The sequence below is a fragment of the Shimia sp. MIT910701 genome (genome assembly GCF_047126315.1).
Classification (GTDB): domain Bacteria; phylum Pseudomonadota; class Alphaproteobacteria; order Rhodobacterales; family Rhodobacteraceae; genus Shimia.
The window spans coordinates 248,430-274,998 of sequence record NZ_CP138953.1 but is presented as its reverse complement, the minus strand read 5'-3'; the positions used below and the strand labels follow the sequence as shown (position 1 = coordinate 274,998).

The 26,569-nt window shown below is 56.6% G+C and carries 32 protein-coding genes; 21 read left to right on the top strand and 11 right to left on the bottom strand.

Annotated features, from left to right (window positions below; translation table 11 throughout):
• Positions 1-9 precede the first annotated feature (9 nt).
• Entirely contained in the window at positions 10-585 is a 576-nt protein-coding gene (locus tag SIB38_RS01300) for an NYN domain-containing protein (RefSeq protein WP_412551184.1), read from the bottom strand.
• Between the two features lie 153 nt (positions 586-738).
• Here SIB38_RS01300 and folK point away from each other — a divergent pair, with 153 nt between their 5' ends.
• The 12 genes from folK (at position 739) to era (ending at position 9,850) form a co-directional block, all read left to right on the top strand.
• Positions 739-1,299: a 2-amino-4-hydroxy-6-hydroxymethyldihydropteridine diphosphokinase gene (gene folK / locus SIB38_RS01295; RefSeq protein WP_412551183.1), complete on the top strand. Its 561-nt coding sequence runs from the start codon at positions 739-741 to the stop codon at positions 1,297-1,299.
• Between the two features lie 75 nt (positions 1,300-1,374).
• Positions 1,375-1,728 (top strand): DNA-directed RNA polymerase subunit omega, encoded by a 354-nt coding sequence (gene rpoZ, locus SIB38_RS01290; protein WP_168590999.1) that lies wholly within the window; start codon positions 1,375-1,377, stop codon positions 1,726-1,728.
• A 27-nt stretch (positions 1,729-1,755) separates the two neighbouring features.
• Positions 1,756-3,891: a RelA/SpoT family protein gene (locus SIB38_RS01285; protein WP_412551181.1), complete on the top strand. Its 2,136-nt coding sequence runs from the start codon at positions 1,756-1,758 to the stop codon at positions 3,889-3,891.
• 18 nt (positions 3,892-3,909) lie between these two features.
• A complete protein-coding gene (locus SIB38_RS01280; protein WP_294117002.1) occupies positions 3,910-4,566 on the top strand; it encodes a DUF2062 domain-containing protein in 657 nt (218 codons plus the stop codon).
• A gap of 110 nt (positions 4,567-4,676) precedes the next feature.
• Entirely contained in the window at positions 4,677-5,411 is a 735-nt protein-coding gene (locus tag SIB38_RS01275; protein ID WP_294117000.1) for a pyridoxine 5'-phosphate synthase, read from the top strand.
• 19 nt (positions 5,412-5,430) lie between these two features.
• On the top strand, positions 5,431-5,883 hold the full coding sequence (locus SIB38_RS01270) for an ABZJ_00895 family protein (RefSeq protein WP_294116997.1): 453 nt from the start codon (positions 5,431-5,433) through the stop codon (positions 5,881-5,883).
• Entirely contained in the window at positions 5,880-6,506 is a 627-nt protein-coding gene (locus tag SIB38_RS01265) for a LysE family translocator (RefSeq protein ID WP_294116995.1), read from the top strand. The genes SIB38_RS01270 and SIB38_RS01265 overlap by 4 nt, the downstream gene beginning before the upstream one ends.
• The gene (locus tag SIB38_RS01260; protein WP_294116994.1) at positions 6,503-6,814 is read left to right on the top strand and encodes a Dabb family protein; all 312 of its coding nucleotides are present in this window, start codon (positions 6,503-6,505) and stop codon (positions 6,812-6,814) included. Before SIB38_RS01265 ends, SIB38_RS01260 begins: the two co-directional genes overlap by 4 nt.
• Positions 6,811-7,233: a holo-ACP synthase gene (acpS, locus tag SIB38_RS01255; protein ID WP_294116992.1), complete on the top strand. Its 423-nt coding sequence runs from the start codon at positions 6,811-6,813 to the stop codon at positions 7,231-7,233. The genes SIB38_RS01260 and acpS overlap by 4 nt, the downstream gene beginning before the upstream one ends.
• A gap of 69 nt (positions 7,234-7,302) precedes the next feature.
• On the top strand, positions 7,303-8,142 hold the full coding sequence (gene lepB / locus SIB38_RS01250; RefSeq protein ID WP_168590992.1) for a signal peptidase I: 840 nt from the start codon (positions 7,303-7,305) through the stop codon (positions 8,140-8,142).
• Between the two features lie 7 nt (positions 8,143-8,149).
• The gene (gene rnc / locus SIB38_RS01245; protein WP_294116991.1) at positions 8,150-8,830 is read left to right on the top strand and encodes a ribonuclease III; all 681 of its coding nucleotides are present in this window, start codon (positions 8,150-8,152) and stop codon (positions 8,828-8,830) included.
• A gap of 111 nt (positions 8,831-8,941) precedes the next feature.
• Positions 8,942-9,850: a GTPase Era gene (era, locus tag SIB38_RS01240; RefSeq protein WP_294116990.1), complete on the top strand. Its 909-nt coding sequence runs from the start codon at positions 8,942-8,944 to the stop codon at positions 9,848-9,850.
• On the opposite strand, the gene SIB38_RS01235 is transcribed toward era, so the two are convergent.
• Positions 9,831-10,019, bottom strand: a complete 189-nt coding sequence (locus SIB38_RS01235) for a hypothetical protein (protein WP_294116988.1) — start codon at positions 10,017-10,019, stop codon at positions 9,831-9,833. The genes era and SIB38_RS01235 overlap by 20 nt on opposite strands.
• 72 nt (positions 10,020-10,091) lie before the next feature.
• On the opposite strand from SIB38_RS01235, the gene SIB38_RS01230 reads away from it, so the two are divergent.
• Positions 10,092-10,421 (top strand): DUF1491 family protein, encoded by a 330-nt coding sequence (locus SIB38_RS01230; RefSeq protein WP_294116986.1) that lies wholly within the window; start codon positions 10,092-10,094, stop codon positions 10,419-10,421.
• 60 nt (positions 10,422-10,481) lie between these two features.
• Positions 10,482-11,213 (top strand): DNA repair protein RecO, encoded by a 732-nt coding sequence (gene recO / locus SIB38_RS01225; RefSeq protein WP_412551180.1) that lies wholly within the window; start codon positions 10,482-10,484, stop codon positions 11,211-11,213.
• On the opposite strand, the gene SIB38_RS01220 is transcribed toward recO, so the two are convergent.
• On the bottom strand, positions 11,200-11,595 hold the full coding sequence (locus SIB38_RS01220; RefSeq protein ID WP_294116982.1) for an META domain-containing protein: 396 nt from the start codon (positions 11,593-11,595) through the stop codon (positions 11,200-11,202). The two genes, recO and SIB38_RS01220, sit on opposite strands and share 14 nt — an antisense overlap.
• On the bottom strand, positions 11,592-12,152 hold the full coding sequence (locus SIB38_RS01215; RefSeq protein ID WP_412551179.1) for a TetR/AcrR family transcriptional regulator: 561 nt from the start codon (positions 12,150-12,152) through the stop codon (positions 11,592-11,594). The genes SIB38_RS01220 and SIB38_RS01215 overlap by 4 nt, the downstream gene beginning before the upstream one ends.
• Before the next feature lie 86 nt (positions 12,153-12,238).
• Here SIB38_RS01215 and SIB38_RS01210 point away from each other — a divergent pair, with 86 nt between their 5' ends.
• Positions 12,239-12,637, top strand: coding sequence for a hypothetical protein (locus tag SIB38_RS01210; protein ID WP_294116979.1), 399 nt, complete (start codon positions 12,239-12,241; stop codon positions 12,635-12,637).
• 3 nt (positions 12,638-12,640) lie between these two features.
• Here the strand turns inward: SIB38_RS01210 and SIB38_RS01205 are convergent, their stop codons facing one another.
• Entirely contained in the window at positions 12,641-12,943 is a 303-nt protein-coding gene (locus tag SIB38_RS01205) for a hypothetical protein (protein WP_294116977.1), read from the bottom strand.
• 242 nt (positions 12,944-13,185) lie between these two features.
• The gene (locus tag SIB38_RS01200; protein WP_412551178.1) at positions 13,186-14,874 is read right to left on the bottom strand and encodes an acyl-CoA dehydrogenase family protein; all 1,689 of its coding nucleotides are present in this window, start codon (positions 14,872-14,874) and stop codon (positions 13,186-13,188) included.
• A gap of 143 nt (positions 14,875-15,017) precedes the next feature.
• Between SIB38_RS01200 and SIB38_RS01195 the strand changes: the two genes are divergently transcribed.
• Both SIB38_RS01195 and SIB38_RS01190 read left to right on the top strand, forming a co-directional pair.
• Positions 15,018-15,782 (top strand): sulfite exporter TauE/SafE family protein, encoded by a 765-nt coding sequence (locus SIB38_RS01195; RefSeq protein ID WP_294116971.1) that lies wholly within the window; start codon positions 15,018-15,020, stop codon positions 15,780-15,782.
• 69 nt (positions 15,783-15,851) lie between these two features.
• The gene (locus tag SIB38_RS01190; RefSeq protein ID WP_294116969.1) at positions 15,852-16,943 is read left to right on the top strand and encodes an AI-2E family transporter; all 1,092 of its coding nucleotides are present in this window, start codon (positions 15,852-15,854) and stop codon (positions 16,941-16,943) included.
• A 1-nt stretch (position 16,944) separates the two neighbouring features.
• On the opposite strand, the gene SIB38_RS01185 is transcribed toward SIB38_RS01190, so the two are convergent.
• The 4 genes from SIB38_RS01185 to SIB38_RS01170 form a co-directional block, all read right to left on the bottom strand.
• On the bottom strand, positions 16,945-17,457 hold the full coding sequence (locus tag SIB38_RS01185) for a DUF2478 domain-containing protein (RefSeq protein WP_412551177.1): 513 nt from the start codon (positions 17,455-17,457) through the stop codon (positions 16,945-16,947).
• A gap of 55 nt (positions 17,458-17,512) precedes the next feature.
• A complete protein-coding gene (locus SIB38_RS01180; RefSeq protein ID WP_412551176.1) occupies positions 17,513-17,965 on the bottom strand; it encodes a potassium channel family protein in 453 nt (150 codons plus the stop codon).
• A gap of 90 nt (positions 17,966-18,055) precedes the next feature.
• Positions 18,056-18,433, bottom strand: a complete 378-nt coding sequence (locus tag SIB38_RS01175) for a hypothetical protein (RefSeq protein ID WP_294116965.1) — start codon at positions 18,431-18,433, stop codon at positions 18,056-18,058.
• A gap of 21 nt (positions 18,434-18,454) precedes the next feature.
• Entirely contained in the window at positions 18,455-19,225 is a 771-nt protein-coding gene (locus SIB38_RS01170; RefSeq protein WP_294116963.1) for a DUF6478 family protein, read from the bottom strand.
• 303 nt (positions 19,226-19,528) lie between these two features.
• On the opposite strand from SIB38_RS01170, the gene accD reads away from it, so the two are divergent.
• From accD to SIB38_RS01150, 4 genes are all read left to right on the top strand, one after another.
• Entirely contained in the window at positions 19,529-20,470 is a 942-nt protein-coding gene (accD, locus tag SIB38_RS01165) for an acetyl-CoA carboxylase, carboxyltransferase subunit beta (RefSeq protein WP_294116961.1), read from the top strand.
• Positions 20,471-20,562: 92 nt separating this feature from the next.
• Entirely contained in the window at positions 20,563-21,843 is a 1,281-nt protein-coding gene (locus SIB38_RS01160; RefSeq protein ID WP_412551175.1) for a bifunctional folylpolyglutamate synthase/dihydrofolate synthase, read from the top strand.
• A gap of 278 nt (positions 21,844-22,121) precedes the next feature.
• The gene (locus tag SIB38_RS01155) at positions 22,122-24,044 is read left to right on the top strand and encodes a hypothetical protein (protein WP_412551174.1); all 1,923 of its coding nucleotides are present in this window, start codon (positions 22,122-22,124) and stop codon (positions 24,042-24,044) included.
• A gap of 63 nt (positions 24,045-24,107) precedes the next feature.
• The gene (locus SIB38_RS01150; RefSeq protein WP_412551173.1) at positions 24,108-26,093 is read left to right on the top strand and encodes a CocE/NonD family hydrolase; all 1,986 of its coding nucleotides are present in this window, start codon (positions 24,108-24,110) and stop codon (positions 26,091-26,093) included.
• Positions 26,094-26,138: 45 nt separating this feature from the next.
• Here the strand turns inward: SIB38_RS01150 and SIB38_RS01145 are convergent, their stop codons facing one another.
• Positions 26,139-26,564, bottom strand: a complete 426-nt coding sequence (locus SIB38_RS01145; RefSeq protein WP_294116955.1) for a universal stress protein — start codon at positions 26,562-26,564, stop codon at positions 26,139-26,141.
• Positions 26,565-26,569 lie beyond the last annotated feature (5 nt).

The window sequence follows — 26,569 nt, the reverse complement described above, 5'->3', positions numbered from 1 at the left end:
GGCGACGGATCAGTCGTCTGCCATCTCCGAATCGCGGTTGTGTTCCGGCATCGGATCACGCGGCGGGCGGCCAATCACTTCGCGCAGGCCATCCAGCTCAATGAAGTTGTCAGCCTGACGGCGCAGCTCGTCAGAAATCATCGGTGGTTGGCTGCGGATCGTGGACACCACGGACACGCGCACGCCTTGGCGTTGCAGGCTTTCAACCAGCGGACGGAAATCCCCATCTCCCGAGAACAAAACGATGTGGTCCACATGTGGCGCCAGTTCCATCGCGTTCACCGCCAGCTCAATGTCCATGTTCCCCTTGACCTTGCGACGCCCCTGGGAGTCTGTGTACTCCTTCGCCGCTTTGGTCACCATGGTGAAGCCGTTGTAATGCAGCCAGTCTACCAGCGGGCGGATCGGCGAATACTCGTCGTTTTCCAGCAGCGCTGTGTAGTAAAAGGCGCGGAGCAGCTTGCCGCGGCGCATGAATTCCTGCCGCAGAAGCTTATAGTCGATGTCGAACCCGAGCGACTTCGCAGCCGCGTACAGATTCGACCCGTCTATGAACAGCGCAAGCCGTTCGTCTTTGTAAAACATCAAAATGTCCTTTCTAACTCTGCCGCGCCTGGAATGTCCCGTGAGTGAAAATTTGGAGTGAGCGTGACAGCACGTTCAAAATAGCCATATTTACGGGGGTCGCAAGCATTTGCGGTAAGTTCTGTCCAACTAGAAAATTAGATAGGGATTAAAGTGAGTAGTTTTGGTCTATTGGCTCTTGGCGGTAATTTGCCATCTCAATTTGGTTCACCAATTCAAACTCTGCAAGAATCTTTAATTCATTTGAACCGGAATGATGTTCATATTCGCGCAGTTAGCCGTTTTTTTCAAACCCCTTGTTTTCCTGCCGAGGCTGGCCCGGATTATGTAAATGCCGCAGTTGCAATTCACACAACGCTCTCTGCGGCGGAACTTCTCACGCAACTGCACAAGATAGAGAGCACGTTCGGGCGCGAGCGTTTGACCCGGTGGGGGACACGTCCTTTGGACATCGATCTGATCGGGTTTGAGTCGCAGGTGCTGCCAAATGCCTCAGCCTGGGCGCGCTGGCATGACCTGCCGCCAGAGCAACAGACGCAGGAGGCGCCGGAGGAACTGATTCTCCCGCACCCGCGTTTGCAGGACCGCGGCTTTGTCCTGGCACCGCTGATGGACATCGCACCAGACTGGAAACATCCGGTTCTAGGGCGCACTGTGGCTCAAATGTTTGGGGATTTGCCGGAATTCGCCCAGAAAGAGCCGCAGCCCCTGTGAATCCTGCTTGTCAAGGGGTACAATCCCCCTTACACACACGATTTCTGACTCGATCCATAACAAGTGGAGTGCCCGATGGCCCGCGTGACCGTTGAAGACTGCGTAGACAAAGTACCTAACCGCTTTGAGCTGGTGATGCTTGCGTCCCACCGTGCCCGCGAAGTGTCTGCTGGTGCCGCAATCACTCTGGATCGTGACAACGACAAAAACCCTGTGGTGGCGCTGCGTGAAATCGCAGAGGAAACCCAGACCGCGGATGAACTGCGCGAGCGTCTGATCGAGGCCAACCAGAGCCAGATCGAAGTCGACGAGCCAGAAGAAGACCGTATGGCGCTTCTGATGGGGTCCGAGCCGGACACCCCGCAAGAAGATGACATGTCCGAAGAAAAACTTCTGCGCGCCCTGATGGAAGCGCAAGGCCAGGGCTAAGGCCCCAAGCTATATGGGTGGGCGCACATGATCCCTGCGGACGATCTCGTAAATCTCATTCGCGCCTACAATCCCAAGACCAACGAAGACTTGATTCGCGCGGCCTATGACTATGGCCGCGAGATGCACGATGGTCAGTTCCGCCATTCTGGCGAACCTTATTACACGCACCCAATCGAAGTGGCCTGGATTCTGGCCGAACAGCACCTGGATGATGCCTCCATCATCACAGCGCTTCTGCACGACACCATCGAGGACACCAAAGCCTCATATGAGTCCGTCGAAGAGCTGTTTGGCGGCGAGATTGCCGGTCTTGTCGATGGCGTCACCAAGCTGACCAACCTGCAATTGTCCTCGTCAGAAACCAAACAGGCGGAGAACTTCCGCAAGCTGTTTATGGCCATGTCCAAGGATCTGCGGGTGATCTTGGTGAAGCTTGCCGACCGTCTGCACAACATGCGGACGATCAAGGCCATGCGCCCGGAAAAACAGGGGCAAAAGGCACGCGAAACCATGGACATTTATGCGCCTCTGGCAGGCCGCATGGGTATGCAATGGATGCGCGACGAGCTTGAGGATCTGGCGTTCAAGGTGCTTAACCCCGATGGTCGCGCGTCTATCATGCGGCGCTTCATCACGCTGCAAAAAGAAACCGGCGACGTGATCGAGCGCACGACGGCGGATATGCGTCAGGTGTTAGTCGATCATGACATTCCGGGGGAAGTCTTTGGCCGTGCCAAGAAGCCTTATTCAATCTGGCGCAAGATGCAGGAAAAGGATCAGGGCTTCTCGCGCCTGTCCGACATCTACGGCTTCCGCATCATCACTGACACCGAAGACAGTTGCTACCGCGCTTTGGGCGTGATCCATCAACGTTGGCGCGCTGTGCCAGGGCGCTTCAAAGACTACATCAGCCAGCCAAAATCCAACGGCTACCGCTCGATCCACACCACCGTGTCCGGCCGCAACGGGCGCCGCGTTGAGGTGCAAATTCGCACCCGTCAGATGCATGATGTTGCGGAATCCGGTGTCGCGGCGCACTGGTCCTACAAAGACGGTGTGCGGGGCGAAAACCCCTTTGCCGTCGATCCGGTGAAATGGATCTCCGGCCTAACCGAACAGTTTGACGCTGAGGAAGATCACGAAGATTTCCTCGAAGCGGTGAAGCTGGAAATGTATTCGGATCAGGTCTTCTGCTTTACCCCAAAAGGTGAAGTGGTGAAGCTGCCGCGCGGCGCGACGCCTATTGATTTTGCTTACGCGATCCACACCCGGATTGGCCATGCCTGTGTCGGCGCCAAGGTGGACCACCGTCGCGTGCCGCTCTGGACGCGGATCAAAAACGGCCAGTCGGTCGAGGTCATCACCGCCGAAGGTCAGATGCCGCAAGCCACCTGGCTCGACATCGCCAAGACCGGTAAGGCCCGCACCGCCATCCGCCGCGCGCTGCGGGAGATGGATCGGGACCGCTACGTGCGTCTTGGCGCAGAACTGGCGCGATCTGCCTTTGAGCATGTGGGCAAAAAATCCACTGACAAGGCGCTCGAACTGGCTGCCAAACACCTGCGCCTGAAAAACAAGGACGAGGTTCTGGCCCGCCTAGGCTCTGCCGAGCTGACCGCCCAAGAAGTGTTGCAAACGGTTTACCCAGACCTCGCTCCGGCAGAGACCGATGAGGTAGCTTCCGAACGGGCGGTGATTGGTCTGTCCGCTGACCAGAGTTTCCAGCGCGCACCTTGTTGTCAGCCGCTTCCTGGTGAGCGCATTGTCGGCATCACCTACCGTGGACAAGGCGTGGTGGTGCACGCCATCGATTGTGACTCGCTGTCCAACTACGAAGACCAGCCCGAGCGCTGGCTTGATCTGCATTGGCACGCGGGCAAGCACAAGCCGATCTACACGGTGCAGTTGCTGATCACGATTGGAAATGACGCTGGGGTACTGGGGCGACTTTGCACATTGATTGGCGAGAACAAGGCCAATATCTCTGACATGGTGTTTGTGGACCGGAAACCGGATTTTTACAGACTTCTGATCAGTGTGGATCTTGGCGACGCCGAACATCTGCACAAGCTAATGCTGGCATTGGAAGCGGAAACCGACGTGGCCGAAATCGAACGCTACCGAAACCCAGATTTGGTCCGCAGCCCGCTCGCGACCTGACGAACTCGAGGAACCTCCGTGGTATTTAAGCGCCGCGATAGAAGACCATTTCTCCGCATCATCGGAGAGTTTTTCTATCCCCGCGGTGGCTGGGGACGGGCGGCGCGCTACGTGCAGCACCGCCTGCACCGTTTGCCCGGGTCTGCTGAGACCATCGGGCGCGGTATCTGGGCCGGTGTCTTTACCACCTTCACGCCGTTTTACACCATGCATTTTGTGGTCGCCGCGCTCCTCTCGCGCATCCTTGGTGGCAATCTGCTGGCCGCCTTGCTGGCCACCTTCTTTGGCAACCCGCTGACCTATCTGCCAATTGGTGTTGTGTCGCTCAAAACCGGCCACTTCATCTTGGGGACGGAGTTTGAAGAGGGCGACAAAGGCACTCTGGCGGGGAAATTTGCCAACGCAGGCGCGGACCTCTGGCACAACTTCTGGGCCATGTTTAACGATAACGTGGCCGATTGGCATGGCCTGCGCATCTTCTTTGACGAAGTGTTCTACCCCTACATGATCGGCGGCATCATCCCCGGCATCATCACCGCCACCGTGATGTACTACCTCTCGGTTCCTGTGATCCGAGCCTACCAAAAACGCCGCTCTGCCAAATTTGCCAAACGCATTGCCAAGGCCCGCGCTGTGGCCGAAGAGCAGGCAGCAAATGTGCAGCAGGACAACTGATCCCTTCGGTCAGGCTGAAATTGTATCCACACAAAAAACCGGTTTTCCTTGCGCCGCACTGCCCGTAGTCTCGCCGCAAATTTGATCAAACCTGTCTCGGAGGAATTGCGATGCTGCGCTTGGGAGTGAACATTGACCACGTGGCCACCGTGCGCAACGCACGTGGCTCGGCTTATCCGGATCCGGTGCGCGCGGCCAAACTGGCCGAAGAGGCGGGCGCGGACGGCATCACCGCTCACCTGCGCGAAGACCGTCGTCATATCGCAGACGCAGACATCGACGCGCTGATGGAGGCGCTCTCTGTGCCGCTCAACTTTGAGATGGCTGCTACCGACGAGATGCAGGCCATTGCCCTGCGCCACAAGCCGCACGCGGTCTGTATCGTGCCGGAGAAGCGCGAAGAACGCACCACCGAGGGCGGCCTCGAGGTGGCGCGTGAGGAAAACAAGCTGGCCCATTTCATCGCGCCTCTGCGCGACGCAGGCTGTCGCGTGTCGATCTTTATCGCAGCCGACAAGGCACAGATTGAGGCTGCCAACCGCATCGGCGCGCAAGTGATCGAGCTGCACACCGGCGCCTATTGTGATTTCCACTACGAAGGCCGTTTTGCAGAACGCGACACCGAATTGGCGCGCCTGACCGAAATGGCGACCTTCGCCCATTCCCTCGGCCTCGAAGTGCACGCCGGCCACGGCTTGACCTATGAAACCGTGCAGCCGATTGCGGCATTGCCAGAAGTCATGGAACTCAACATTGGCCACTTCTTGATTGGCGAATCCATCTTCCGTGGTCTTGATCCCGCAATCCAGGAAATGCGTCGCCTGATGGACGAGGCGCGTTCATAAGCAGAATAAGGGGGCACCGATGCAGCTAAACTTACGTCGCTACGCGCTTTTCTACAGTGCCATCATGTTGGGCGTGGTTGTGGTCGATATGGCTTTGGCGCAATGGACAAGCACGGACCTGCCTGCTGGCATGAGCGTTTGGCTGCCTGCCATCACTGCTGCGCAGGATCTGGGGATGCGCCACGGCCGTGATACAGAGACTGCGTTGCCGAAGGGCGCCGCTTGGCGACTGGCCTGGCCCCTCACCCTTGTTGCGACGGTCATTCAACTTCTCTTTGCCGGGCTGTCGATTGGCGTGATGACCGTCTTGGGGTTTGATGTGTTCTCAGTGCTTTCGGTGATCAGTCCCCCAGTGTGGATTCTGATCTTTGTGGGTTTGGTTGTGCTGGTCTACCTCACCAACCGCATTTTCCTTGGCATGGGCGTGCGCAATGGCATCAAAGTCGCCGCCAAGCTCCGGGCAAAATCATGATCACACCGGAGTTCATCGCCATCTGGGTTGCCTGGCTCATGGCAGGCGGCTCTCCCGGACCCGCCACGATGGGCATCGCCGGCACGGCTATGTCCGAAGGCCGCCGCCACGCCTTGGCCTTTGCACTGGGCATCCTTGCGGGCTCTGCCAGTTGGGGCATAGCCGCCGCGCTTGGCCTGTCCGCCGTGATGTTGGCCAACGTCTGGGTGTTTGAACTTCTGCGCTACGCGGGCGCTGGCTACCTCGGCTGGTTAGCCCTCAAAGCCCTCAAACGCGCGTTGGCCAAAGATGCCACGGCCGCCGCTGGCACCCCTTTCAAGGGCAGCTTCCAAAGCCTTTTTGCCAAAGGCGCAGCTGTGCACATCACCAACCCCAAGGCGATCCTCAGCTGGGCATCGATCTACGCCATCGTCGCCCCAGCCGACGCCACTCCGGCGACACTATTTGCCTATTTCGCGGCCCTGTTTGCAGGCTCCATCCTGATCTTTATCGGCTACGCCTTCCTGTTCTCGTCGCCTGCAATCGTGCGTGGATACCGCCGCGCCAGCCGCGCTTTTGATCTCGCCTTTGCGGGCTTTTTCGGCTTTGCTGGCTACAAAATCCTGACCGCGAGACTGCAATGATACGCCACTGCGTGATGCTGAACCTGCAAGACGATGCCCAAGAGAAACTGCTGCCTGTCCTTGAGGGGCTGGCGGCGCTTGTGGACACTTTGGAGGGATGTAGCGGTTTTGTTGCGGGGGTAAACCGTGACTTTGAGAGCAAGTCCCCCAACCATGCTTTCGGGTTCATGTTTGATGCCGAAGACGAGACTGCTCTGAATACCTACGCCGAACATCCACGCCACAAGCAACTGGGCGCTACACTGGTCAGCCTGTGCAAGGGCGGCGCGGATGGCATTTTGGTTTTCGACATAGAGGTCACGCCATGATCCTTGGCATCGGTACCGACCTTGCAAACATCGACCGCATCGCGGGGACAATTGAACGCTTTGGCGACCGGTTCAAAAACCGCGTCTTCACAGAGGTGGAGCAGGCCAAAGCCGAACGGCGCCGTGACACTGTGGGCACCTACGCCAAACGCTGGGCCGCCAAAGAAGCCTGTTCCAAGGCCCTTGGCACGGGGCTTGCCATGGGCATCAGTTGGAAAGACATGTCCGTTTCCAACCTGCGCACGGGGCAGCCGATCATGCACGTCACCGGCTGGGCCAAAGAGCGTCTGGACAAGATGACACCCGCAGGCCACGAGGCCATCATTCATGTCACCCTCACGGACGATCACCCTTGGGCACAGGCCTTTGTGGTGATCGAAGCCCGCCCAATCCAAGAAGAACCCGCCCAGTCGGGTTGACAGTAAGCGCCCGCGCCCGCATGTAATCTCAGACCAAAAATGGCTGTAAATCGAGCGGAGACAGACCCAATGGCGGAAAAAGCCAAAAGCGACAGCGGCATCGTCGAGACCATCAAAACGATCTTCTGGGCGCTCCTGATCGCCGGTGTGTTCCGCACCCTGTTTTTTCAGCCCTTCTGGATTCCATCAGGCTCCATGAAAGACACGCTCTTGATTGGCGACTTCCTCTTCGTGAACAAGATGACCTATGGCTATTCTTATGCCTCTTGTCCTTCGGTGCGCATTCCGGCCATTGGCGTGAATGTGGATGCCAAAGACCTTTGCGGTTGGATGGGCAAAGGCAGCAACGAGCGCTTCATGGGCGGCGAGCCAGAGCGTGGCGATGTGGTGGTCTTCCGCCATCCGGTGACCGGCTATGACTTCATCAAACGTCTGATCGGTCTGCCTGGTGACAAAATCCAGGTGATCAACAGTGTCATCCACATCAACGGCACGCCAGTGAAACGCGAAGATGGCGGCGTCTTCCGCGAAGAATATGGCCCACAAGGCCCGCAAGGCCACCGACCCCGCTGTGAAAACGGCCCGGTTGGCGATGGCGGCGTCTGCGCAAAATCCCGCATCGTTGAAACTCTGCCAAATGGCGTGAGCTACAGCACCCTCAACATCACCGATCAACAGTCTGACCACACCGGTGTTTACACCGTGCCTGAGGGCCATTTCTTCTTCATGGGCGACAACCGCGACAACTCCACAGACAGCCGTGTACCACAGGCCGCGCGGGGCGTAGGTTTTGTGCCTTATGAAAACCTGATTGGTCGCGCCGATCGCATCATGTTCTCCTCCGCCGGTCGCTCGATGTTTGCCTTCTGGACCTGGCGTGGAGACCGATTCTTCAAGGGCGTTGAGTGAGGCTGACGTGAAGCTTTCTGCGGAACTCAAAGCACTGGAAACACGGCTGGGGCACAAATTTTCCCGGCCGGAGCTGCTGGTGCGCGCGGTCACGCACTCCTCCATGTCCTCCCCCACACGTCAGGACAATCAACGCCTTGAATTCCTTGGCGACCGCGTGCTGGGTTTGGTGATGTCGGAAGCGCTTCTCGAGCACGACAAATCCGCCGCCGAAGGCACGCTGGCGCCACGTTTCAACGCTCTGGTGCGCAAAGAAACCTGTGCCGACGTGGCCCGCGAAATCGACCTCGGCGCCGCGTTGAAGCTCGGCCGCTCGGAGATGATGTCCGGTGGCCGCCGCAAGCAAGCCTTGCTCGGTGACGCCATGGAAGCTGTGCTCGCTGCTGTTTACCGTGACGCGGGCTTTGACGTTGCCAAAGCCCTGATCCTGCGCCTTTGGGGCAACCGCGTCAAAACCGTCGACGCCGACGCTCGCGACTCAAAAACCTCGCTGCAGGAATGGGCACAGGCGCGCAAACTGCCGCCACCCAAATACGAATTGGTGAAGCGCTCCGGGCCGGATCACGCGCCGGTCTTTACCATTGCGGCCAAGTTGGAAAGCGGCGCGTCTGCAGAAGCCACAGACAGTTCTAAGCGCAAAGCAGAGCAAGCCGCGGCGAAAGCCTTGTTGGAACAGGTGAGCAAATAGCCGGGTTGTGCGGACGCATATCTCCCTTGCAAACCTCCCCCTAGCCCCTGCGCCTAAATTCCGCTACAGACGCCCCTTAACCAGTCCCAGCTGACTCACAAAGGCATGCACATGACCACACGCGCCGGATTCGTCGCCCTGATCGGAGAGCCCAACGCAGGCAAATCCACACTCACCAACCAGATGGTGGGGGCGAAGGTCTCGATTGTGACCCATAAGGTGCAGACCACCCGCGCGCGCATTCGGGGTGTGGCGCTGGAAGGTGACAGCCAGATTGTGTTTGTCGACACCCCTGGCCTGTTCCGCCCGCGCCGCCGTCTGGACCGCGCTATGGTGGCCGCCGCTTGGGGCGGCGCCGCCGATGCCGATATCATCGTGATGATGGTTGAGGCCCATCGTGGTGTGACCAAAGGTGTGGAAACCATTCTGGAGCAGCTCGAAGAAATCGGACAGGGCCGCAAGATTGCCCTGGCGATTAATAAGATCGATCGGGTGAAGTCTGACGTGCTTCTGGCGCTGACCAAGGACCTCAACGAGCGGTTCGCCTTTGTTGAGACCTTCATGATCTCCGCTGAAAAAGGCCACGGCTGTGCCGATCTGCGCGCCTGGCTGGCCAAAGAGCTGCCCGAAGGTCCCTGGCTCTACCCCGAAGATCAGATTGCCGATCTGCCCATGCGCATGATCGCCGCCGAGATCACCCGCGAAAAGCTGACTCTACGTCTGCATCAGGAACTGCCCTATCAGATGACGGTGGAAACCGAGAGCTGGGAGGAGCGCAAAGATGGCTCCGCCCGTGTGGATCAGATGATTTACGTCATGCGCGACGGCCACAAAGGCATCGTGCTCGGCAACAAAGGCGAAACCATCAAAGCGGTCTCCAAAGCTGCGCGGGAAGAGCTCGAGGAGTTCATGGGGCGCCGCATCCACCTGTTCTTGCAAGTGAAAGTGCGGCCAAACTGGCTGGAAGAGAAAGAGCGCTATTCCGAGATGGGGCTCGACTTCAGCGACGGAAACGCATGACCGCGATTAGGCCCCACACCACAGCGGCCAAAGCAAACAAAGCGATGGCAATGTGGGCGGCGGGCAACTTGTCCGACGGGATCATCCCCGCCGCTTCCAGCCCGATCAAAACTATAGCGGCCAAAAAACACAACCGCACAGTCCATGGAATTCGCAACTCTGGTCGCATAATTCACAGTCCTTCCGTACCAATTTCCCGCAAAGCGGGTGTTGGTTGCTACCATGGGTTTAATTACTTGTCATGCGATTAACGGCTGAGTTTTGGGTGCAGGCTTATTTGGCCCGATTGCGGCTGGCAGATATTCCGGCTTTTGTCGTGGCGCACGGGGATGATACCGCCGGCGCGGTTCTGGTGAAGCTCAACACGTTGGATGGGCAGGCAATTGTCTATCAACGCAGTTTTGACCTGATGACCGGCACGCGCAAATGGGTTGTTCTGGCAGAGGGCGAAGAAGTTGAGGTGGATGCCACTTTGACGCGCCAGCGCAACTTTGACACCGATGTCTGGGTGATCGAAGTGGAAGACCGTCAGGGGCGTCACCTTCTGGATGAGCCCGGCCTTTCCGACTGACCATTTATTCCACTTTCCTTTCTGCCGCTTAACGGGTCTTCTAGGCGCAAAGGAGAGGCCATGGACTGGCGCGATCAGGGCTTTGTGCTCAACACCCGAAAACACGGTGAGACCTCGGTCATCCTCGAGGTGTTCACGGCGGAGCATGGCCGCCATGCCGGCGTGGTCCGTGGGGGTGTCAGTCGTAAGATGACTCCGATTTTACAGCCCGGCGGGCAACTTGATCTGTCCTGGCGCGCGCGGTTGGCGGATCACATCGGCAGTTTCACGGTGGAGCCACTGCGGTCCCGCGCGGCTGTGTTGTCGGACCGTTTTGCCCTGGCGGGGCTTAATACAGTCACCGCCTTGTTGGCTTTCTGCCTGCCGGACCGGGAGCCGCACCCTGCGCTGTACCAACAAAGCGCGAAACTGCTTGATCTGTTGGGACAAAACGAGATCTGGCCGTTGGCCTATCTGCGCTGGGAAATGGCGTTATTGACAGAGCTTGGCTACGGCCTCGACCTCACAGAATGCGCGGTCACGGGCAGTGCTGACAACCTCATCTATGTGTCGCCGAAGTCAGGCCGCGCGGTGTCGGCCAAAGGGGCAGGGGACTGGGCGGATCGGCTGTTGCCGCTGCCCCCCATCCTGCGTGGAGAAGGCGACGCCCCCGACGAAGAGGTGCTCCAAGCCCTGCGCACAACCGGCTATTTCCTATCCGACAAACTGGCGCCCGATCTTGGGGCCAAACCGCTCCCAGAAGCGCGGTCGCGGTTTATTGACCTCTTTGCCCGTCGGCTCAGATCCCTTTGAACACCATCTGACGCCCGGTGTCTTCATTGCTCATGACCATGTTCGGGCCGGACACTTCTATCAGCGTCATTTCGGTCAGCGCGGTGAGAAAGGCCTCTTCGTTGTCGATGCCCGAGCAATACAGCTCTTCGACAAAATCAATCTGCACCTCGACCCAGGGGTACGGTTTGCTCTGCTTGCCGGAAAATCCGTTACATGGGCCTTCGCCATGCACGGTGCCATTGGCCTCAAACGCAATCTGCGCGTCAAAGTTCACTGTAGCGCCATCTATCTCGGTGAGTTTCCAGTCATAGGCCGTCCCGCCGTATTGTGTGACTGTTTCGGTTGGTGCGCAGGCTGTCACTGCAAGCGCTGTAAGCGCACCCAAAAATCCAAATTTCATCCGTCCGCCTCGTGTAATGCCAAAATCAAATCCACAAGCGTTCCCATCGCAGGCCCGTTTGTTTGGCCGTCATGCGTGGAAAGCTCTTCCATTCCCACAAAGGCGGCATAGAGCACCCGCGTCAACTCCGGATTGGTCAATCCGACCGCTTCAAACAATTCTTGCACGTAGGACATGCGCTTGGCGTCGATCTGCGCAACGGCTTTTGCAACATCCGGGTTTTCGCGCGCCCAAGCGCGAATGGAAGGCTCCGCCGCGATGCCACCAAAATCCTCTGGTGCGCCTGCTGCGGCAATTTGCGCCAGTTCCCGAAGTTTCCGCACCGCCGTGCCCTGCTGTTCCACAAGGGTCACAATCTCTGCATAAGCCCGTGTTTCCCAGGTTTCCATCATAGCCGTCTGAAATGCTGGGACATCGTCAAAATGCCAGTAAAAAGAACCCTTTGTGGTACCCAGACGCCGTGCCAAAGGTTCCGCTTTGAGAGCCTTGGGGCCTGCTTCAGTCAAGGCTTTAAAGCCTGCCTTGATCCAGTCGTCTTTTGAAAGTCGCTTTGCCATGTCGTAACATACGCTGCCGTATTGACTCCCGCAAGTATTGGGGTCACTCCTTTCCATACGAAAGCGTATGGATTCGGGAGAATGCGATGAACAAGTGGATGATAACCGCCGCTGGGCTGCTGTTTTTGACAACTGGCGTACATGTGTTTCTGGGAGGGCCGGAGATCCATTTACCCATTCAGGAAAGCGAGTTGGCCCCATCGGTGCGGGCAGTTGGCGCGGTGATCTGGCACGCCGTGACGGTGATCTTGCTGGTCTTTGGCGGCGCGTGCGCTTGGTTGGCCAGCAATCCAAATCCACCCTTGGCGTGGATAATGGTCGCCGTACAACTCGGCTTTGTCGCGCTGTTTATCGGATACGGAATGACCCTTCTTGGCAATCTGACCGTCATGCCGCAATGGATCATCTTCATGTTGATCTCTGCTGTGATTGCGATCGGAGTTCGTGCCGACAAAGTGAAACTGTCCGGCGCAGTGACCGCCTGACGCTCACCAATTGCCCGTGTGGTCGCGCGGCGTCGCGACCACCGCATCCGGCGCGCCGTCGGCAAACTCTTTCACCTTGGCCACAAAAGTTGCGAAGTACTCTTGGCTTTGCACATGCTTCAAGGTGGCCTCGCTGTCCCAGCGTCCCCAGTGAATGCGGGTCACGCCATTGTCGGCCACCGCCACTTGATAAGAGAACCCCTGCGCCCTTGGATCATTTCCAACCGCATTGATGAAAGCCTCACAGGTGGCGACCCAGACCATGTCGTCCCCATCGTAGTCATAGGTGATCGTGATACAGCGCATTCTGCTCTCCCTTTCGATCAATATTGTCGCACAAATGACCGCAACAGCGCGCGGTGCATTATTGTTTTCCAGTTCACACTGCCCCGAAAAACGCACCTCCGCAAAACAGACATGATACCGACGTGATACCGACGTGGTTTTGAGCGGATTTTGGCCACCGATTCCTTGATGAATACAGGGCAAAGAAAAACGCGGCCCCCAAGGGAGCCGCGCAATGTCTGCTGTCTAACTGAGAGCGGGTGTCAGCCCAGCAAACGTCTCGCAATCACCTGCGCCTGAATTTCCGCTGCGCCCTCAAAGATGTTGAGGATACGCGCGTCACACAGGATGCGGCTGACGGAGTACTCGAGCGCAAAGCCGTTACCGCCATGAATTTGCAAGGCATTATCCGCTGCGGCCCAGGCCACACGGGCGCCCAGAAGCTTGGCCATGCCAGCCTCCAGATCACAGCGATGTCCGTGGTCTTTCTCCCAAGCGGAGAAGTAAGTCAGCTGACGGGCGATCATGATTTCCACCGCCATCATTGCCAGCTTACCGGCCACGCGCGGGAAGTTGATCAGGGATTTGCCAAACTGCTTGCGGTCGATGCCGTATTGCATCCCCACGTCCAGTGCCGACTGCGCCACGCCAATCGCGCGCGCCGCGGTCTGGATGCGAGCAGATTCGAAGGTTTCCATCAACTGCTTGAAACCCTTGCCTTCTTCACCGCCAAGCAGGTTCGCACCTTTGACCTTGAAGCCGTCAAAACCAAGCTCGTATTCCTTCATACCACGATAGCCGAGTACCTCGATCTCGCCGCCGGTCATGCCTTCGGTCGGGAACGGGTTTTCGTCCGTACCAGGTGTTTTTTCGGCCAGGAACATCGACAGACCTCGGTGGTCTGTGCTGTCCGGGTTGGTACGGGCCAGCAGGGTCATGACCTGTGTGCGAGCGGCGTGCGTGATCCAGGTCTTGTTGCCGGTCACTTCCCAGTTGCCGTCTTCGGTCTTCACAGCACGGGTGCGCAGGGCGCCCAGGTCGGAGCCGGTGTTGGGTTCGGTAAACACGGCTGTTGGCAGGATTTCCGCGCTGGCCAGCTTGGGCAGCCAGTGCTCTTTCTGTGCGTCGGTGCCGCCACAGAGGATCAGCTCGGCAGCAATCTCAGAACGCGTACCCAGCGAGCCGACGCCAATATAGCCGCGCGAGAGTTCCTCGGAGACCACAACCATGGAGGCTTTGGACAGGCCGAACCCGCCGTATTCTTCAGGAATGGTCAGGCCAAACACGCCCATTTCCGCAAGCTCTTCAATGATTTCCATTGGAATGAGCTCGTCTTTGAGGTGCCATTCATGGGCATTTGGTTCCACACGATCCACCGCAAACCGGCGGAATTGTTCGCGGATCATTTCCAGCTCTTCATCAAGGCCGGATTGGCCCACAGTGATGTTGGCGGACTGCTCCTGCATCAGTTCAACAAGGCGCATACGCGCGGCTTGAGAGTTGCCTTTGTCGCAGAGCGTCATGACTTCTGGCGCCATCAAACCGCGGGTTTCGTCTTGAGACAGGCCAAGATCCTGCAGACGCACAATCTCGCCCTGGCTCATCGGAATGCCGCCATAGACCTGCCAGAGGTACTCACCAAAGGCGATTTGGTGAATGATCTGTTCGATCTCACCAAATTTACCTTCGCCGTCGAGTTTCTCTGCCCAGGCCTGCATCTGATTCAAGGATTGCGCATAAGTCGCCAGCCAGCTCAGTCCATGTGCTGCCGTTTGGTGCTGTTCCATCAGCTTGCCGGACACCCGGCCGTTCTCGGACACGGTGTCTTTCACCCGCGCGATCGCGGTCTCAAGAATGCTCTCTACCGGCGCAACGGCTGCTCCGGTCAGTTTCAGAAGATCAGGAAGAATCACTGAGTTTGTCATCGCCAAGTCCTGTCCATCATGCGCCATACGTCTAAAACCCTCTAATGCTGCACTGTGACATAATCCTTTTGCAGGTGCAGCGCAACAAAAATACCAAACCGACGCGCTATTTGGTTGTTTGTTTCGCGTGAAATCTTTGCTGCCCTGTGATTTGGGTCCTATAGCAAGGTATGGATTCTCTACTTTTGACTTACACTCCTCAAGCATTGGTTTTCTGTGCGAGCGTTGCGTTGCTTGCGGGAACCATCAAAGGCATGGTTGGATTTGGTATGCCCATGGTGCTGATTTCAGGGCTAAGTACCTTCCTCGCGCCGGAGGTGGCCTTGGCGGGGCTCATTTTCCCCACCGTATTCAGCAACGGCTTTCAGGCGTTCCGTCATGGCGCAGGCGCGGCATGGTCGTCTCTTAAACGCTTTCGCCGCTTCCTGATTGCCGGCGGTATCGCCATGGTGATCAGTGCGCAATTTGTGCGCTGGGTGCCCTCGAGCGCTTTGCTGCTGATGATTGGCGTGCCGGTGGCCTTTTTTGCCGTAACCCAGTTGCTTGGCCGTCCTATTCGCCTGTCAAAACCAAGTGCAAAAGGGGAGGTGGCCGTGGGCACTGTTGCAGGCGCCATAGGTGGCGTGTCCGGGGTCTGGGGGCCGCCCACGGTGACCTATCTCACCGCAATAGGCACTGAAAAAGCTGAACAAATCCGCATTCAAGGCGTGATTTATGGCCTCGGCGCGGTGCTTTTGACCTTCGCCCATATTGGATCTGGCGTGCTAAACCGTGACACGGCCATGCTTTCCGCTTTTGTTGTGGGCCCGGCGCTCTTGGGCATGTGGATCGGGACGTCCATTTCAGATCGCATTGACCAAAAGATGTTCCAGCGTCTGACTTTGATCGTTTTGTTATTGGCCTCTTTCAACCTCATCCGCCGCGCGCTGTTCTAACCACCTTCTCGACTTGTCCCCGCGCGTCTGGTCGCTAGGATGCCTTTGACGCGCAAGGAGGAAACACCTGTGTCCCAGATCAACGCATCTCTGCGCGTGGCCTCCGTGAGCCTTGCGATTTTGGCCGCTATTGCCACCGGCTGGTTCTTGAATGCCGCGCAGGCCATTTTGGTACCCATTGTGCTTGGCGCGCTGCTGGCGTTTCTGATGGACGGCATTTCCCGCTCCATGGGCCGTATTCCGCTCTACGCAAAATATGTGCCGGATTGGCTACGTTTGATGCTGACCACAGTTGTTCTGTTTGTGGTGTTGGCTGGCTTGATCAGCTTTTTTGCCCGCAACCTTGATCCGGTGGTGCGCGCGATGCCGGACTACCTGCAGCGGCTCTCGCAGACCACGTCTGATGTGGCGGCCCGATTTGACGTGGAGTTTGAGCTCACGTGGCAATCAGTCGACCGTTTGGTGTTTGATAATATCGACATCCAAAGTCTCATTCGAATGACCGTGAACTCCGTGAGCTACTCCGCCGGATACCTCGCTTTGGTGTTCCTTTATGCCATCCTGTTCCTGATCGAACGCGACAGCATCCCCAAAAAAGTAGCGGCAATTGTTCCCGATGATCGGTCGCAATCCAATGTCTGGCAGACAATCGACTTAATCACAGCCCAGATTGGCACCTATTTCACCACAAAAACCCTGATCAACGTGGTTTTAGGCGTGTTGTGTTGGGTGATTTTCCTGTTCTTCGGCCTCGAATTTGCCGCCTTCTTTGCCGTCACAACAGCGATCTTCAACTACATTCCCTATGTCGGGTCATGGATTGCCATGGCGCTGCCAATGCTTTTTGCAGTGGGCGACTGGGGCTTGAACATGGACGTTGGGTTGTTGTTTGCCGCGCTGTGTGGCGCGCAATTTGGTGTCGGCTACTTCTGGGAGCCGCGCCTGATGGGGCGCTCCATGAACCTTAGTCCGGTGATCGTGATGGTGTCTCTCGCCTCCTGGACCGCCGTCTGGGGGCTTATTGGGGCAATTCTATCGGTGATCCTGACCTCAGGGATCATGACCATCATGTCGTTTTTTCAGGCGACCCGTCCTTTGGCAATTCTGCTCACCAACGACGGAGAAATCCCGTGGTTGGACGACATGGAGGGTGAGGGCTAACTCACCCCTCTTCGTTCACCCGATCGTACCAGGTCAAAAGCGCATCGATGTCGGCGGGCACATTGGTGGCCATACCGCCGGCGAACTCTTCAAACACCTCGGCGTTCAAAGGGTTGGTCCCGGCAATCACCGTTGCGCCTTTTTCAAGTGCTTCAGCAAGCAGATCGCGAAACCCTCGTCCCTCGGCTTCCTGCCTTCCAAACTTGTTGAGCAGAAAAACATCAAAGTCGGCCTGCATGGAGTGCCCAACCGCGGTCACGGCAGACGCCATCGCATCTGGGTCCAACCGACAGCCCTTGGCCTCTTTGCCGAGATTCTGTGAAATCCGAATGATCGGTCCATCGGGCAGCACACGAACATCCATGTCGCAGCCATGGTATGATCCGCATTCTGTGTTGGTTTGCACAATTCCGCGCGCCGTCAGGCCACGCTCTTCCAGCCGCGCCGCGAGATCTGACAGCAGCAAATCCAGTTCGCCCCGTCCGTGGGCCATCGTGTATGCAATTTTCATCATGAGTCAGTAGATAGGTATGTTGATTGGGAAAGCAATTGCGATCCCAGTGTGCGGGTTACTCAAGGGACTTGGGCAACAGCTTGTTGATCAGGGAAACCAAAAACGCGGTCGAAATACCGAAGCACAGAATGCCGGTCACGCCGCCAAAGGCACCAAACACGCGAAACTCCACTGGCAGGACTACGTCGCCGTAGCCAACTGTGGTGTAGGTCACGAGTGAGAAGTAGAGCGCGTCATAGAGGAACTCAAAGGCGTCCATGTAGAGCAGTACAGCGGCCCAGAGCCAGACCTGGACTGTATGTGAGCTTACGATCATGACAAACGCTGCCCCTACCACAGTTACGGTGCGCACCATACGGTTGCGGTTTTTGACCCATCGGCCAATGTGCGCCAATGCCTCGATCATACCGGCCAGTAGTCCGACGTGGATAAGTGCGCAGGCACTTAGTACTACAGAGCCCCACAGCAACTGGTCGTGTTGGCTCACAAAAAGTGTCTCTGGGATCATAGCATCGCTCTTGATTGTCGATGCAAGTTGCCATGGGCGACTACAGGGCACAAGCCGGTCACAAGGTCACAAGGTCACAAGGTCACAAGGTCACATCGTTTCCACGCAGTGACGCCGAAACGCACGCTTCAACATGTCCAGTTCTGCGCGCAGAAGGTCAATCTCAGCGCGCAAATCGCCTGCCAGTGCTTCGCCTGCAATAAAGCTCACTGTATCGAGGCGCTTTTCGGTGGATTGATCTGTGATGACAACGGTTTGCACCCCATCCGACAGGCTCTCTTTCGGGATCGGGAAGCGCAATCGCCAGAGACCAGCTTCCTCCGTCTGGTCAATTGCTACATCGGCAACCGCCTCGCCAAGGTAGGTGACGTGCACCTGCGGCTTTGGTGCGGATGCCTCCATTGTCTTAAGGGTCCCTTCCCAAACACCTTCGAACAGGCGTGTCTTTGTCAGTGTGAGTTCGCTCATCTGGGCATCCTCAATAAGTGTTTAGAACTCGGCCCGCGGTCGGCGGGAGAAGGTGACATCCCTTAGGACAACCTGGTTCATTTCGGGACCTTCAAAGATCAGGTCGATCCACATTTTCTCGACGCGTTTTTCGTTGAGGTTGGAATATGCAAGATCAAACTCGACCCGAATGTCCTCGGCCTGCAAAGGGAGTTCGCGCACAATCTGTTCGGTATTCGGCCCGTGACGAATGTTCAATCGCGCAAAGATCTCCAGCGGCTTTTCCATTTCGACAATCGTGTCCATGCGCACCACATGCTCACGTTTCAACCCGGAGACCGCCTCTTGTGGCAAGTCGATCACCAAAGACAGGAACGAGCCATCAAACCGGAAAACATCCATGCGCAAACCAAAGGGCGCGAGGTCTTTTTCCCGATGGTTTCGAAGTTGGCGCAAGGTAAGTTCGGAGATCCGGCAGTCATGAAAAAGCGTTACCTCTTCGCCAAGCATTTCCTTGTTTTGTACAGCCGCGCGCCCCTTGGCCGGAATGGGTTCCCGCCACAGTGCGGGGCGCCAGGACCAATCCGTCCCATGCGGCTTTGGAAAAGCGTTTGAACCGATGATTGGCAAGGCCAACCGGCTCTCGGACACCGCAATAAGTGTATCCAGATGTTGCCGGAGAGTACGCGCGCGACGACGTTGGGCTCGGAGTGTAGCCAAATCGGTCTCGGACGCTTTGCGTGCATTGCGAGCCCAATAGCGCGCAAGACCGGAATGAAGCGCCTGCTGAAAGAAACGTCTGCTTTTTGCCATCTGCCCTGGAACCATGACCTATTGTTGCTGGCGGAGAAACGATCTGCGGCCTTCGTTCTGATTATTTAGCGAAATGCTTACGATAGGACAAATGGGCTTTCACTCCGTTCCTCATGAAATTTCAGTGTGTTGCATGCGCTCAATCGCCGTTGCGCAACAAAATAGGGAAAATTCCGCTTCGAATAGAACGCAAAACCCGCGTAGAAACAGAGTTTGGTGCTGATTTCGAGGCACGACATTGATTGCAATTTCTGACGTAGCGTCTTATCTCATCCCGAATTGGAACCAGAGGACTCCGATCACATGAACTGGATCACAAACTACGTCCGCCCGCGGATCAACTCGATCTTTTCTCGCAGAGAAGTTCCAGACAATCTCTGGACCAAATGTGATGAGTGCGGGACGATGTTGTTCCACCGCGAATTGAAGGCCAACCAGAACGTTTGCACGCAGTGTGACCATCACATGGCCATTTCGCCACGTGATCGTTTTGAAGCGCTTTTTGATGGCGGCGTATTTGTTGAAGTTGAGGTTCCAGAACCGGTTGCCGATCCGCTGCAGTTCCGCGACCAGAAGAAGTATCCGGAGCGCATGAAGGCCGCGCAAAAGAAAACCGGCGAAAAAGAAGCCATGTTGGTGGCGGAAGGTGAAATTGGCCGGACCCCGATTGTTGCGGCCTGCCAGGACTTCTCTTTCATGGGCGGCTCCATGGGCATGTACGTCGGCAATGCCATTATTGCTGCTGCTGAGCGCGCCATCGCGCTACAACGCCCATTGGTGCTGTTTTCTGCAGCAGGTGGCGCACGGATGCAGGAAGGTATCCTGTCTCTGATGCAGATGCCGCGCACAACCGTCGCTGTGCAAATGCTGAAAGAAGCGGGCCTGCCCTACGTTGTTGTGCTCACGCACCCGACCACAGGCGGTGTGACGGCGTCCTATGCGATGTTGGGTGACGTCCAGATTTCCGAGCCAAACGCCTTGATCTGCTTTGCAGGTCCGCGTGTGATTCAGCAAACCATTGGCGAAAAGCTCCCGGAAGGCTTCCAACGTGCAGAATACTTGCTGGACCACGGCATGCTGGATCGCGTGACCAAGCGGACCGAGCTGAAATCCGAGTTGGTGACGATCCTGCGGATGCTCATGGGGATGTCGCCGGCCGTAGCCGGAGATTTGCCCGCGCCTCAGAAAGCCGAAGAAGTGGCCGAGGCACCTGAAGAAAAAGCCGAAGAGGCGAAAACGGAATAATACGGTCGCGAATGCGTCGTTGGAAATGGGCTTTCGGCATGTAAACCGGAGGCCCGTTTTGTTTAGAACCACCAAGACTTTCGGAGCACACTATGGGCACTCCCGCAAACACATCCGACGCGATCCTCGCGCGCATGATGGCGCTTCATCCCAAAATCATCGATCTGACCTTGGACCGGATGTGGCGCTTGTTGGAGGCGCTTGGCAATCCTCAGGAAAAATTGCCGCCGGTTGTGCATTTGGCAGGCACCAACGGCAAGGGCAGCACGCAGGCGATGATCCGCGCCGGCCTGGAAGGGCGTGGTGACAAGGTACATGCCTACACAAGCCCTCATCTCACCCGATTTCATGAGCGCATCCGTCTGGCAGGAGAACTGATTGATGAGGCACATCTTTCCGCGGTTCTGGACGAGTGCTGGGAGGCCAATAACAAGCTAAACATCACCTATTTTGAGATCACGACCTGTGCCGCCATTCTGGCTTTTTCCCGCACCGCAGCGGATTACACCCTGCTGGAGGTCGGATTGGGCGGTCGATTGGACGCAACCAATGTTATCGATACACCAGAGCTCACAGTGATCACGCCTGTATCCAAGGATCATGAGCAGTTTCTTGGCGAAACCATTGCGGAAATCGCCGCCGAGAAAGCCGGAATTCTCAAGCGTGGGGTGCATTGTGTAGTGGGGCCGCAATGTGATGAAGCAATGGACGTCATCGAGCAGGTTGCCGCGCGCGTGGGAGCACCTCTCATTGCCTATGGCCAACATTGGCACGTGTATGAAGAACGCGGTCGTCTGGTGTTTCAGGACGAACGTGGGTTGCTGGACCTACCTTTGCCGGCGCTGGCTGGAGACCATCAAATCCAGAATGCCGGGGCTGCGCTTGCGGCTCTTCGCCATTTGGGAGCGGACGAGGCTGCTTGTGAAGCCGCCGTGCGCAACGTGAGTTGGCCGGCTCGGATGCAGCGGTTGAAAGAGGGGCCGTTGGTTGAGGCCGCTGCGGGTGCGGAATTGTGGCTGGACGGCGGACACAATGCAGCCGCTGGTAAAGCCTTGGCAGATGTGATCTCCAAACTGCCAAAGCGTCCCACACATTTGGTGTGTGGCATGCTGAACACCAAAGACATCCTAGGATATTTGTCTCCGTTGGCTGAGGTGTCGGATACTTTAACAGCCGTTTCAATCCCGGGTGAGGCAAACACGTTGCCTGCAGAAGAAACCGCCCGCGCGGCACAGGAAGCTGGATTTAAGGCGGGTGAAAGCGCAAATGTGTTGCAGGCCGTGGACGATATTGCGTCTCGGTTTCCTAAAGGCCGCATATTAATCTGTGGCTCGCTCTACCTTGCTGGCGCGGTGTTGCGAGAAAACGCCTAAACACCGTGCAAGCTTGGCCTTGCCAGTGAGGTAGCCGAATCACCCTGTTGACTGATTCGAATCGGTACACGTATAGTTGTCCCAACGTCTCTTTCGCCAAATTGAAATCTAAAAGCGAAGCGACCCTTGGACAGGCAGGCAGGAAAGTGGGGGGCGGACAGCCCCCCTTATAATGTGCAGGCTAATCAGCTGACCGGATGAGTGTGTATTCCAGCTGCGCTGGAGGCCGCGTCATCGCGATTTCCGGCTCTGCAGAACTTTTAATTACGGAGGCAAATTTGGCCGCCAAAGTTGTTTTTCACCTGCCAAAGCAGTTCCACGACAACTACCTTGAACTGACTCATCTTGCCCTATTTCACAAAATTCACGAGTTGGTCACAACGCGTGGCGGCGAAATTGAGGTGCGTCGGCGCCATGAGGCCTTGCGCGCGCCACAAAGGACGGATTGGTCCGACTATCTGGAAGCGGAAAACCTGCATATTATCGAAAACGGAATGGTGCAGCAGGCTAACGCGCTGAACACAGCGTTGGCTTACATACCTCCTTACTTTCATCTCGATGCAAAGGGCGTTCTTGCCGACAGCAGCGCAGGACATGTCGCCTATGACCCTGCAACCGTAAATACCGTCTTGGCGTCCTCCAAGTTCCGCAGTTTGCAAGACAGGTTGGTAAAGAAGCGCCGGTCGCGGTATGGCCCGAAAGAGGACGTTACCGAAATACCGGAAGGCTGTATTGCGGTGTTTCTTCAGGGCGATAACCCTCATCGCCAAGGTACTGCCTATTGTGACAATGAAACTCTGTTGCGCACCGTCGTCGAAAACGCCGAGGGGCGGACTGTGGTGGTGAAAGCCCACCCGATCAGCAAACAATTGGATGATGCGCAACTGATCCTGCAGCTATTGCAGGAAGGGTTGCCGGTAGAAGGTACAGACGCAAATGTTCATGATATCCTGCGGCAATGTGCGGTCACCGTGAGTTATAATTCTGCGGTGGCAATCGAAGGGTTCTTGCATCTCAAACCCGCCATTCTGTTTGGGAAGTCGGATTTCCACCATGTATCGGAGACGGTTCGAACACCCGAGGATTTTCCCAATGCTCTGAGCGCGGCTCTGACAGCGAAGTACGACTATGCGAAGTACCTGCATTGGTACTTTTCGCGGTTTGCAGTGTCGGTGGACGACTGGTTGTTGGATGACAAACTGGTGCAGATTTTTGGGGCAACGGGCTTTTCCGAAGAGCGGCTGGGTTTCCAGACATCTGTTCAAAAACACCAGAGCAATCAGCAGGCATCGCAGACCAAAGCGGCGATTTCAGAAACTCAAAGGCTTCTTAAGGGCCTTCCTGACGGGGCTAACATAAAGCTTCGACGCGTTGTAAGTTTAGACAACTCCTACCAAGAGTTCATTGGAAGACATGGGGATCAAAAACTTCGTATTTGTCGGCATCTTTCCGATGGCGGTCGCCAGGAAGTGCAGGGTCGTGTCGCTGAGATCGGCCGGCTAACAAAAGCCTTACGATTGGAGCACTGCACGGTTGAAGAGGCGGTGCTTTCGTATCCGGAATTTGGGGTGTTGTGCCTTTCGCAGGCGCCAGGCGTACCGCTGGCTCAGAAAATCGCGGGGGCGGCTGGCTCAAGACGCGCCAAGTTTGTGCGCATGGGCGCGGAATGGTTACGGGAGGCCACGTCGGGTCGGGTAAAGCACACAGAGTTGGCGTCGCTGTTCCGTCTAAAGCTCCTGAAAGAGTGGTCCCTGGATAACATCGAGGATGTTAATGATTGCGGGTTGTTGGAGCAGCTCTTGTCCAACTTTTCGAAACGTGCGCGCCAGGTAAAGGGAATGGAAATTCTTCAGATTGAAGGGCAGGGGTGGTTTTCTGCAGAGAACCTGATGTTCAAGGATGATGTCTTGTGCGGCATAAACATCCGTGAAGCGCATTGGACGTCTGTGTCACGTTCTGCCGCTCAGTTTCTAGTAGATGTGCAGCTGCGTTATCCTTTGAAGGCGGAAAGGCGTCGCTTTGGTTTGGCTCAAGATGATTGGCGGGCATTCCTTTTGTCAAATCTGGTGCCGGAAGCTGAGCGCCGAACTGCATTGCCTTTCTTTGTCGCAGAGCAATTGTTTCGGCGGTTTGTGTCTGATTATCGCCAACCAGAAATCAGAGAAAACGCACGCGATGCCATACGCGCTTTCTTGAGCTAAATTTTTTCTGACAAATCGTGGCGTTTCCTCGAAGATTACCACTGAGAGGCAGAGGAGGCGCCCATGCAGGTCGTTCAAGAGTTTCCATATGAGGTTGTTGAAGAATCTCATGTTTGGATCAAGATGCCGGATGGCATCAAATTGTCAGCTCGTGTTTGGCGTCCGCAAACGACAGAGCGGGTGCCCGCAATTCTGGAATATCTGCCTTATCGGAAGCGTGATGGCACCGCAGAACGCGATGCGCTGACACTTCCCTACCTTGCGGGACATGGCTACACCTGTGTGCGCGTGGACATGCGGGGGTGTGGTGACAGCGAAGGGTTGTTTGAAGACGAATACTCACCGCAAGAGCATGACGATGGTGTTGCCGTCATTAAGTGGCTGGCAGCACAGGATTGGTGCAACGGAAACGTTGGAATGATGGGGATCAGTTGGGGGGGCTTCAATGGGTTGCAAATTGCCGCCTTCGCGCCGCCAGCGTTGAAGGCCGTTGCCAGCTTATGCTCGACCGTGGATCGCTATGCCGACGACATCCACTACAAAGGTGGGATCATGCTGGGCGAAAACCCAGCTTGGGCTGCAACAGTGCTGGGGTGGTTTGCGTTGCCCCCTGACCCCGAAATTGTGGGAGACCGCTGGCGTGACATGTGGCTGCACCGTTTGGAAAACACGCCTTGCTTGGCCGAGATATGGACACGGCATCAAAATCGCGACGAGTATTGGGAGCACGGCTCCGTTTGCGAAGGATATGATAACATCAAGGCGGCGGTTCTAAGCGTTGGCGGGTGGCATGATGGTTATCGCAACACGGTGTCTCATCTTGTCGAGAATCTGTCTGCGCCGGTGAAAGGACTGATCGGTCCCTGGAACCACAAGTATCCGCATTTCGCTGTACCTGGGCCACAAATCGATTTCTTGGGGGAATTGCTGGCTTGGTGGGATTGCTGGCTGAAAGGCAAAGATAACGGCGCAGACAAGTTTCCGGATATGCGCCGGTGGCTGATGGATGGCGTGGCTCCGGCGGTGCAGTACGATCATAGGCCTGGCAGATGGATTGCCGACGCGGCAGGTAAACCTTCTGATGTCCTGTCCTTGCATCTGGTCGGAGACACGCTGTCTGACACTATGGCGCCAGTGGGACGACAGGTGTTGCCCGATTTGGCGTGCGGTCAAATGGCGGGGGAGTACTTCCCATTTGGCTTTGGCCCAGGTGAATTACCGGACGATCAACGGCAAGATGACCTGCGGAGCTCGTGTTTTGACAGCATTGTACTGGAGGAGCCTCTGGATCTGGTGGGGGCGCCAAAGCTGCAGCTGAAGCTCACCTCGGATACATCCAAAGCGCAGCTTGCCGTTCGGCTATGTGATGTGCATCCGAATGGGGAAAGCACCCTCATCTCACACGGATTTCTCAATCTAAGGCATCGAAAAGGGCATCACGCAAACGTGGATGTGCCGGTCGGGAGTGAAATCGACGTGGAGGTGGTTCTGGACCAATGCGCTTATCGCGTTCCGGACGGTCACAAACTACGTGCTGCATTGTCTACAAGCTACTGGCCTTTTGTCTGGCCGGAAGCAGAGCTGGCCACCTTGGAGCTCCATGAAGGCACGATAATGCTTCCAGTTCGCGAGACCACTGACGGAGATGAGTGGACTTTTGATCGTCCAAAGTCTGCCAGCCCAAGGGAGACGGAACGGCTTACAGAGGGGCGCGAAAGCAAACGCATTGTGCGGGATGTAGGGCTTGGCAAGACGACGCAAGAAATTGAGAGCGATAGCGGATTGCTGCGGGATTTGAACATAAACCTGGTGAGCGGCACAAAACACTGGGAGGAATTTTCCATTGTTGATGGAGACCCAACGTCCGCCTGTGCCTCCTTTGCCTGGGAGCGCCACATGTCGCGCGGTTCGTGGTCCGTTGTGGTGAAAGCGGATTTGGAAATGACGGTAGATGCGGATCATTTCTTTATCAAAGCTAACCTGCGCGCCGAAGAAGGCGACATAGAAGTCTTTCACAAGGCTTGGGATGTTTCCGTGCCGAGAGAATGAGGGCCGCGTAAGAAGAAGCCCGCTTAAAAGCGGGCTTCCAAAAAGTTATCTAACAACAAATACCGATTGCTTCGCGTGTCGCGATATTCGGGCAGCGTTTGGCCCGATCAAATAGTCTTTCAGCTGCGATTTGTGGGCGCCCACAATGATCGCATCCGCCGATACGGCCTCGGCCTCCTTGAGGACCAAATCATAGATCGTGCCTTGATCCACATGCAGGCGCACGTTTGCGACATCCGCAAAACGCGCGGATGCCCAGGTCTCCAGCGCCACCTTGGCTTCCTGAAGGATCGCCTTGTTGTGGTCCGAGCTAAAGAACGAGCCAACAATCGACATCCCGTAATCCGGAACCACATTCATAATATGCAGCTCCGCACCGTCGCGTGTGGCCATGGACTTGGCAACCTCGGCCGGACGTTCGGACCCTTTCAGGTCATTTACGTCCACTGTCAGAAGTAGGGTCTTAAACATATCGC

Coding starts and splice junctions, on each gene's coding strand:
- lepB (WP_168590992.1), top strand. CDS start 7,303: ATGGCGGAAAAAGCCAAAAGCGACAGCGGCATCGTCGAGACCATCAAA.
- SIB38_RS01275 (WP_294117000.1), top strand. CDS start 4,677: ATGCTGCGCTTGGGAGTGAACATTGACCACGTGGCCACCGTGCGCAAC.
- SIB38_RS01235 (WP_294116988.1), bottom strand. CDS start 10,019: ATGCGACCAGAGTTGCGAATTCCATGGACTGTGCGGTTGTGTTTTTTG.
- SIB38_RS01170 (WP_294116963.1), bottom strand. CDS start 19,225: ATGGCAAAAAGCAGACGTTTCTTTCAGCAGGCGCTTCATTCCGGTCTT.
- SIB38_RS01200 (WP_412551178.1), bottom strand. CDS start 14,874: ATGGCGCATGATGGACAGGACTTGGCGATGACAAACTCAGTGATTCTT.
- accD (WP_294116961.1), top strand. CDS start 19,529: ATGAACTGGATCACAAACTACGTCCGCCCGCGGATCAACTCGATCTTT.
- SIB38_RS01265 (WP_294116995.1), top strand. CDS start 5,880: ATGATCACACCGGAGTTCATCGCCATCTGGGTTGCCTGGCTCATGGCA.
- SIB38_RS01145 (WP_294116955.1), bottom strand. CDS start 26,564: ATGTTTAAGACCCTACTTCTGACAGTGGACGTAAATGACCTGAAAGGG.
- recO (WP_412551180.1), top strand. CDS start 10,482: ATGGACTGGCGCGATCAGGGCTTTGTGCTCAACACCCGAAAACACGGT.
- SIB38_RS01185 (WP_412551177.1), bottom strand. CDS start 17,457: ATGATGAAAATTGCATACACGATGGCCCACGGACGGGGCGAACTGGAT.
- SIB38_RS01220 (WP_294116982.1), bottom strand. CDS start 11,595: ATGAAATTTGGATTTTTGGGTGCGCTTACAGCGCTTGCAGTGACAGCC.
- SIB38_RS01300 (WP_412551184.1), bottom strand. CDS start 585: ATGTTTTACAAAGACGAACGGCTTGCGCTGTTCATAGACGGGTCGAAT.
- rpoZ (WP_168590999.1), top strand. CDS start 1,375: ATGGCCCGCGTGACCGTTGAAGACTGCGTAGACAAAGTACCTAACCGC.
- SIB38_RS01180 (WP_412551176.1), bottom strand. CDS start 17,965: ATGATCCCAGAGACACTTTTTGTGAGCCAACACGACCAGTTGCTGTGG.
- SIB38_RS01160 (WP_412551175.1), top strand. CDS start 20,563: ATGGGCACTCCCGCAAACACATCCGACGCGATCCTCGCGCGCATGATG.
- SIB38_RS01210 (WP_294116979.1), top strand. CDS start 12,239: ATGAACAAGTGGATGATAACCGCCGCTGGGCTGCTGTTTTTGACAACT.
- SIB38_RS01195 (WP_294116971.1), top strand. CDS start 15,018: ATGGATTCTCTACTTTTGACTTACACTCCTCAAGCATTGGTTTTCTGT.
- SIB38_RS01285 (WP_412551181.1), top strand. CDS start 1,756: ATGATCCCTGCGGACGATCTCGTAAATCTCATTCGCGCCTACAATCCC.
- SIB38_RS01230 (WP_294116986.1), top strand. CDS start 10,092: ATGCGATTAACGGCTGAGTTTTGGGTGCAGGCTTATTTGGCCCGATTG.
- era (WP_294116990.1), top strand. CDS start 8,942: ATGACCACACGCGCCGGATTCGTCGCCCTGATCGGAGAGCCCAACGCA.
- SIB38_RS01175 (WP_294116965.1), bottom strand. CDS start 18,433: ATGAGCGAACTCACACTGACAAAGACACGCCTGTTCGAAGGTGTTTGG.
- SIB38_RS01150 (WP_412551173.1), top strand. CDS start 24,108: ATGCAGGTCGTTCAAGAGTTTCCATATGAGGTTGTTGAAGAATCTCAT.
- SIB38_RS01215 (WP_412551179.1), bottom strand. CDS start 12,152: ATGGCAAAGCGACTTTCAAAAGACGACTGGATCAAGGCAGGCTTTAAA.
- acpS (WP_294116992.1), top strand. CDS start 6,811: ATGATCCTTGGCATCGGTACCGACCTTGCAAACATCGACCGCATCGCG.
- SIB38_RS01260 (WP_294116994.1), top strand. CDS start 6,503: ATGATACGCCACTGCGTGATGCTGAACCTGCAAGACGATGCCCAAGAG.
- SIB38_RS01205 (WP_294116977.1), bottom strand. CDS start 12,943: ATGCGCTGTATCACGATCACCTATGACTACGATGGGGACGACATGGTC.
- SIB38_RS01270 (WP_294116997.1), top strand. CDS start 5,431: ATGCAGCTAAACTTACGTCGCTACGCGCTTTTCTACAGTGCCATCATG.